The 6,804-nt window shown below is 38.3% G+C and carries 5 protein-coding genes and 1 pseudogene; all 6 read right to left on the bottom strand.

Annotation, left to right across the window (positions count from 1 at the left end; translation table 11 throughout):
* Positions 1–908 (bottom strand): annotated as a pseudogene (locus tag IJ369_RS08240) (BREX-1 system adenine-specific DNA-methyltransferase PglX); the annotation flags it as partial.
* A 19-nt stretch (positions 909–927) separates the two neighbouring features.
* A complete protein-coding gene (gene brxC, locus IJ369_RS08235; RefSeq protein WP_290718011.1) occupies positions 928–4,569 on the bottom strand; it encodes a BREX system P-loop protein BrxC in 3,642 nt (1,213 codons plus the stop codon).
* Positions 4,570–4,580: 11 nt separating this feature from the next.
* Positions 4,581–5,117, bottom strand: a complete 537-nt coding sequence (locus IJ369_RS08230) for a DUF1788 domain-containing protein (RefSeq protein ID WP_290718009.1) — start codon at positions 5,115–5,117, stop codon at positions 4,581–4,583.
* A 46-nt stretch (positions 5,118–5,163) separates the two neighbouring features.
* The gene (locus IJ369_RS08225; RefSeq protein ID WP_290718007.1) at positions 5,164–5,766 is read right to left on the bottom strand and encodes a DUF1819 family protein; all 603 of its coding nucleotides are present in this window, start codon (positions 5,764–5,766) and stop codon (positions 5,164–5,166) included.
* Positions 5,767–5,783: 17 nt separating this feature from the next.
* Positions 5,784–6,020 (bottom strand): helix-turn-helix domain-containing protein, encoded by a 237-nt coding sequence (locus tag IJ369_RS08220; RefSeq protein ID WP_290718005.1) that lies wholly within the window; start codon positions 6,018–6,020, stop codon positions 5,784–5,786.
* Between the two features lie 177 nt (positions 6,021–6,197).
* On the bottom strand, positions 6,198–6,804 hold a 607-nt coding region (locus IJ369_RS08215; protein ID WP_290718003.1), incomplete at its 5' end, for a metallophosphoesterase.

The following is a 6,804-nucleotide window of genomic DNA, read 5'->3' as shown; positions in this document are numbered from 1 at the left end:
TTTTTAGGTTTTACAAAGAAATCCAATTTTTCATGCAAATTACTTTCTGGATTTCTTTCAATCCAATATCTCCCCAAAGAGTTATCTACCATATATCGAACTACCCAATCCGTAGTAAACAACTGTGTTGCCGCAGGGATGTCTGCTTTCTTTACAGTACCTTTATAAATATTGATGATTTCATCATGCTTTTCAGAGATGTAATACTGATACATCCAGCCAATAATCTCTACCTGACCTTCCTTTTCGATATCAAAGCTTTCCTCTTCAATATCATGTACCAGATGCCATACGACGCCTTCCTGATCTGTAAAAGAAATAGTCAGCAACAGTTCCGTATAGTCATTTGTTTTTTCGAACAACTGAGGCAGGATTTCATGCAACTTATTACACTGCTTGATAAACAGCATACGGAACAATTCATCCAGCTTATTTTCATCCTTCAGCTGCATGATTCTTTCTGTTTCCGCATCTGTAAATTCCATATCTGTATCGAATGGAGTTGTTACAAAGTCAGGTTCGTTTTTCGCTGAATTTTCAGAAGAAAGCACACGGATTCTGGAGGGCAGATAGTCATTCACTTCCATAAAACGAATAGCAATCAGACGGTTGAACCATGTGTAGGCGATTTCTTCAATGATTGCTTTGAAAGCTGTAGCATAATCACTCCCCTGCTCTTTTTCACGGATCGTTTTCACCAGAGCATTTCTCTGGTCGATGTCTTTGCCTGCCACCTGAGCATAATCCTTTGTACCAATGTCAAAAAACTGCAGGTCACGGGTAGACTGAGGCAATGGTTCAGCGATACCTTTTTCGCTGACACCAATCAGTCCCGCTTTATATGTAATATCATCGATCAGTTTTCTTCTTGCCCATACAGCAAAGTTTTTAATTGCGGTTTTATTCATAGATTTTCACCTACTTACCTTAGAATTCAATGTGTAGAACAGTATCTTCTTCCAACTGTGCCAGTAATTTCTTTTCCAATTCGGCAATATATTTTTTCACATCGTCGGCTGTTTCTACCTGCCAGCTTGTCTGTGTATTTACAGATTTAATGGATACTACCTTATTTTTCTTTACTTTCGGCTGAGGTTTCACTTCAACCTTAGAAGTATCTTCTGTTTTTCCGCTATCTTTTTTAGGTTCTTTTAAATCCGGAGGTGTTAATACTACTGTATCAACCACAACCATTTTCGCTTCTGTATCTGCAATTTCTTTCAGGAAACGAACCTTAAGTGCATCCGCTTCGTATTTATAGTTCTGTAATGTAGCCAAATTATTACAAGATTCCGCTTTATTGGTGAGGTTCTGGAATACTTCAATATATTTATCTTTCAGTTTCCCTTCACACTGCTTTCCTACCAACTCATCCATAACACGTTTTTTCTGTTCCTGGATCACTTCCAGAACAGGTGCACATGTTTTTTCCAACAGATCATTGTAAAGATCCGCATATGTATCCAGCAGATTAGGCAGTTTAAAGATTTCTTTATAAGGTTTTGCCATCTTCAGGATACTCTTGATTTGACGAACTGTATCTTCGATCTTTTCATCAACGATATAAGAACGGCTATCTTCAAAAATATCAATCAGGCGGATTGCTTTGTTAAAGATATTGATCTGTTCTCCAGTAAAGAAGTTTTTCACCGGCTCAAAATCTTCTGCAAAATCAAGGTAATCATCCCTATTTTTATCAATCGTATTAAAGAATTCTGTTGTGCTATTAAGTTGGATCACATCATTCATCAGCTTTTTACCATCGGATACAAGGTCTTTACCGGGGTATTTAGGCTGATTTTTATAATGGATCTCCAGTTTTTCCAGATCGGATTTAAAGTCTTTTGCACGACCCACAAAGCTGCTCATCAGAGCATCATCATCTTCACTAATAGAAGTAGCTCCAAACAGTTCTTTCATTACTTCGCGTACAGCTTTTTTCTGTTTTTCACTGGCATGAACACGTTTTTCAGTCATCAGTTTTTCATTATTTTCTTTACGAGTAATAAATCTGATGATGTCATCAACGGATTTTGTCAGTAAGGAAACAGGTTCACTATTCATATAGAACGCGATTTCACTGTCTTTGAACAGTTTTGCTACCAGCCAATGCACATCGGCCTCTACAAAACCATAGGGAGGCTTCATAAAACGATCCAGTAATGTTTTCATAGAAGTCTTCATATGCTTCTGTGTATTCAGCGCGATATAGTCTTTGACATCGTTCAGCGCAAGACTATTGGATGTGTGTGCTGCATCAGCAATAGAGATCTGTTTATTGTCCTGGAACAGTTTTTTGATGTCCCCCTCGCCCATAGGCGCATCGATATAGGACAATTTATGATAAACAGCTGCTACCAATTTACCCAAAGCATCATTGATACGGGTAGACACTTCTTTGCCGCTGCCCTGTACTTTATCGCCATTTGTATAAATCATTGCCGCTTTCAAAGATTCTTCCAAGAACAGTTTCGCTGCGCTATTTCTTTCACGCAGTTCTACTTTCTTCGCCTCTTTGATCTGTTCATATTTTGTTACTGTATTCATAGAATCCAGACGGATAAATTTTTCAATCTGCAAAGAGGAACGAATTTCATCCAGGAAAGTTCTATCTTCAGGCAGCACAACAAGAACACTTTTGCTCTGCTGAGCAGAAAGCATTCTCATAGTTGTTTCATCGCCAACTTCATCACTATCAGGCGTCAGGATCTTCAGAGTGATTTCATGGTTCTGATTCGCTTTATAAGGTTTATCATCTACGATCTGATTAAATGCAAAGGCATATCTACCGTTATGTGCAGGATAACGATATTTTTTTTCGTCAAACAGACCATCAAAAATCAGTTCAGATACTTTTGCAGTTACTTCTGTGGACTCAACCTGCTGAGAAACAATTGCTCTATTGATTTCCTGTTCTTCATCAGTAAGGAAAACATAAATCTCCCCGTTCTTCTGGATCAATGTCTGTCTAGCCAGTCGTTTCAGGGCATCCTGAACCTTTTCCGCTAGAGCCATACGGTCATCATCAACATGAGAAACCATCAAGCTTGTAATGTTTTCAACATTTGCTTTGATTTCCTTTACATACTTGATCATAAACAGTGTTTTCAGCACATTGATATCAAAGCACTCATCTGCACGATCTGGATTCAGATATTCATTATCCAGAGCTTTGATAATTACGCCTTTATGAGAGTGATCCAGGAACTGTTCCAGCGCATCATAGAACATATGGAAAGGAACAACCGCACCTGTTTCATCATTCTTAACACGCATTGCGGATTCTTTGAACAATGCCAGCATAGAACGTTCGCCTTCAGACAGGTGTTTACCGGAAGCACCATGGGTACGAATAGAAGTCAGCACACTCCCCAGCAGATTAAACTGGTAAGGGATAAAAGGATATACTTCAGAGAAGTTATTCTTATCGGAGTACAGTTTCTTTTCGATACCATCGTTAAACAGGATCAGGTTCTTAATGATCGTTTCTTTGGTATCATAGTACATTGTCAGTGTTTCTTTTGCTGTATCATTTTTCTTCAAGATTCTTTCTTTGATAACCTGGTCAACATTGGCTGCAGACAAAGAAAGTCTTGTATCAAATCGGCCCTGAATCTTAGAGAAGTCATTGCCCTTTGTTTTTGTAATGGAATCAATATCCTGCTGGCTGGTAACGATGATCCACGCCTTACCTTTGCATGCAGTACCAAGATCTTCTGTTACTGTCTGCAGGTTCAGCATCAGTTTGGAATCATCACCAATATACTGGCCGATTTCGTCTACCAGGAATACAACATGATGGTTATTGCCTTTGCGTTCGATGTATTTACGAACCATATCTGCGAAGCGTTCGATGCTGATGTTATATTCACCTGTCGCTTTTTCACACCAGTTACGAGCTGCATCTTCGCTCATAAAGTCCATATCTACCAATACATCCACTACATCGTCCTGAATAAAGTCAAAGTCGTTTCTAGCTTCTACCCATTCGGAGCCAAAGGATTCTTCAAATTTTTCTTTAAATTCTTCAAATCTATCGTTTTCAGACAGATTACGTTCCAGATCGGCCAGGAAAGGAATCGCACCACAGAACCCCTGCATTTCATTGAATACTTTCAGGAATACGGATACAATAGCATCCTTATCCTGCTTGCCGTTCTGTTCCCCCTTAGAGTCGATATTAAACAGAACAACATCTGTGCTAACAGAAGCCGCCAAACGCATATCTGCCAGTACCATTCTATCTTTGATTTTTTCATCTTCTTCGAAATATTCCAGAGCAGTCTTACCGTCTACCACTTTATTTTCCAAAAGATAGGAGAGGATTTTCAGAAAGTGGGATTTACCGCTTCCAAAGAAGCCGGAAATCCACACACCCATAGCATCTGTATTACCATTGATGCCACGTTTATAACTGTCAAAGAAATCGCGGAAATGCTTCTGCAATTCTCTTGTGACTACATATTCTTCTAACTCCTGACGAATATTCGCATCGTCATCCTGACCAACCTTGATAACGCCCTTCAGGTCACGGTCAATGGGTTTTGCAAACATCTTTTTAATTTCCATAGTTACACCCCTTATTCAACAAGTTTGAATGCTCTGTAATAGTTATCGTCCTTAATTTCAGAAAAGAGCATTAGTGTCTGTCCATCGTACTTCCCGGGATAAAACATTACGACAGGCACTTGATCAATCACCTGATGCAGGTTATTGAGTACTGTGTGGGATCTCAAAATGGGATAGCATTTCCCGATACCCACTAAAAACACAATCGCTTTTTCAGGTGTATTTTCTTTGATATGCTTTACGATCAAACTATCTGCAGATGTGATTCGAAGCATATTGCCAACCGACTTTGTAATACGTTCAAAGCCCTTTTTCTTTTCAAATTCATAGCATTTTTCCAGATACCCCTTTGTTTTCAGGATATCAATGATGATGTCATAGAGGTCGAATACAACAACTTGATAATCATCCATGGAATCTTCATTTTTCTTCCGGATATATTCGATCCGTTCACGAACATAAAGTTCATACTGCGCAGGGTAGTCAAATACATAGTATCCAACCTCATTTCCAAGGCCTTTATTCTGACGGAAAGCTGGTTTACTCATTAAAGATTCCGCTTTATTCAATCTATCTTCCAATATAGCTTTCATCTTAGTTCACCCCCGTCAACGCTCTAACCATCGTATCATCCCCTGTTGCAATCAAATATCTTTCCAATGCAATATCTAATACAGGAGGAGTAATTCTTTTTTCCCTGTCTACTACACTCAAAAGATTGGCATCTGCCATAAAACCTGTATAACTGGAACGAAGATGATTTTTTGTACTTTCTTTCCATCCTAGAATCAATTCGCTCTGGCTCTCTTTCTTGGTGAAAAAGGATTTCACATCCATATCATCCAGCGTTTCCGAGCCCAAGATTACTTTTTCTCTATATACTTCATAGATAAATTCGAAGAACAACAAATCCTGCTTCAGGATTGTAATCAGATTGATCAACTTCTGCGTTGCCAGGTCAGAGGTAAGGAATAAATCAACCATTGTATCGTCCATTACTTTTAAACGATTCACAATGTACCCTGCCATTCGTAATGCTCTATATTCTTTTGCTGCACCAAACAGGTTTTCTTCCACACATTTTTTCTTGATTTCATCAAAGCTTAGTCCATCTTTCATCAGCTTGACCGCTTTTTTGAATTCATGGAACCAAAATGACTGTGACATCAAACCTGCACTATATACATCTTTCGCCATAATGCATTACCCCATTCTTATTCTACTGTACAACTTGTCCCCTTTTCAGGACAGTCAGGTATGATTTCCACGATATCATCCACTGTACAGCCTAAATTAGAACAAATGCGGTCGATTACTTCCATAGTCACGTTTTCATTATTTGCAAGCTTCGCAATTGTGTTATTGCTGATCCCTGTTAATGCACTGAGATCTTTCTTTTTCATATCTCTATCAATCAATAATTTAAACAATTTTTTATAACAAACAGCCATTTTTACACCTCATTTTCTTTCGTAGAAATGCATAGACTCATACAGTTTCTATTATACCACCTCTTTGTATAAAACGAACAAAAACTTTTGCGTTCGAGGGATTTTTTTGCAGAAATTACATTAAAAAAGCCATGACATGTAACCATGCCACGACTTTTTGTATACACAATAATGATATTAAATCTCCACATAAAATTCTTTCAAATCATTCAAGCGCAAACAGCCCAAACATCCGCCTTTATCCGGAAACCCCGCCCCACAATCAATATCGATCACAGAACCATCTTTATTCTTCCAGATTTTATTGCTAAGTTCCTGTTTGTGCCATGCCCGCATTTGCATGGTTGGAATATGTCCGTAAATACAGATATAATCCTTTATCTTCATATCATCATATTTCAAATACCGATCATAAGATGGAAACATTCTGTCAGTCAACTCTGTTTCGAAATATTCCTGGCTAGCTACCTGCGTATGATTGAGATAAAACACATTACAGTTTAATTTCACGATTTTACATTCTGTGATATCCATTATCCAGTTTACGATCCTTTTCATCTCATCTTCTGACAATGTTTCTCTTGCTTCTGTAATTGTGTTATAAAGACCAGTAGTATCATGAAGATAGTTGTCCAGAAAAAGCAGTTCATGGTTTCCAATCAATGTCAGGATATTATCTTGTTCCATTATCCATTTTACACACTCAAGCGATTGGGGACCTCTATCGATTACATCCCCAAGAATATACATTTCATCGTCATAGCCAAACTCAATTTTTTCTATC

The sequence above is a fragment of the Anaerotignum sp. genome (genome assembly GCF_017483025.1).
Classification (GTDB): Bacteria; Bacillota; Clostridia; order Lachnospirales; family Anaerotignaceae; genus Anaerotignum_A.
Note: the sequence above shows the minus strand (reverse complement) of the source record. Positions and strands in the feature narration are given on the sequence as shown.

Coding starts and splice junctions, on each gene's coding strand:
- brxC (WP_290718011.1), bottom strand. CDS start 4,569: ATGGAAATTAAAAAGATGTTTGCAAAACCCATTGACCGTGACCTGAAG.
- IJ369_RS08230 (WP_290718009.1), bottom strand. CDS start 5,117: ATGAGTAAACCAGCTTTCCGTCAGAATAAAGGCCTTGGAAATGAGGTT.
- IJ369_RS08225 (WP_290718007.1), bottom strand. CDS start 5,766: ATGGCGAAAGATGTATATAGTGCAGGTTTGATGTCACAGTCATTTTGG.
- IJ369_RS08220 (WP_290718005.1), bottom strand. CDS start 6,020: ATGGCTGTTTGTTATAAAAAATTGTTTAAATTATTGATTGATAGAGAT.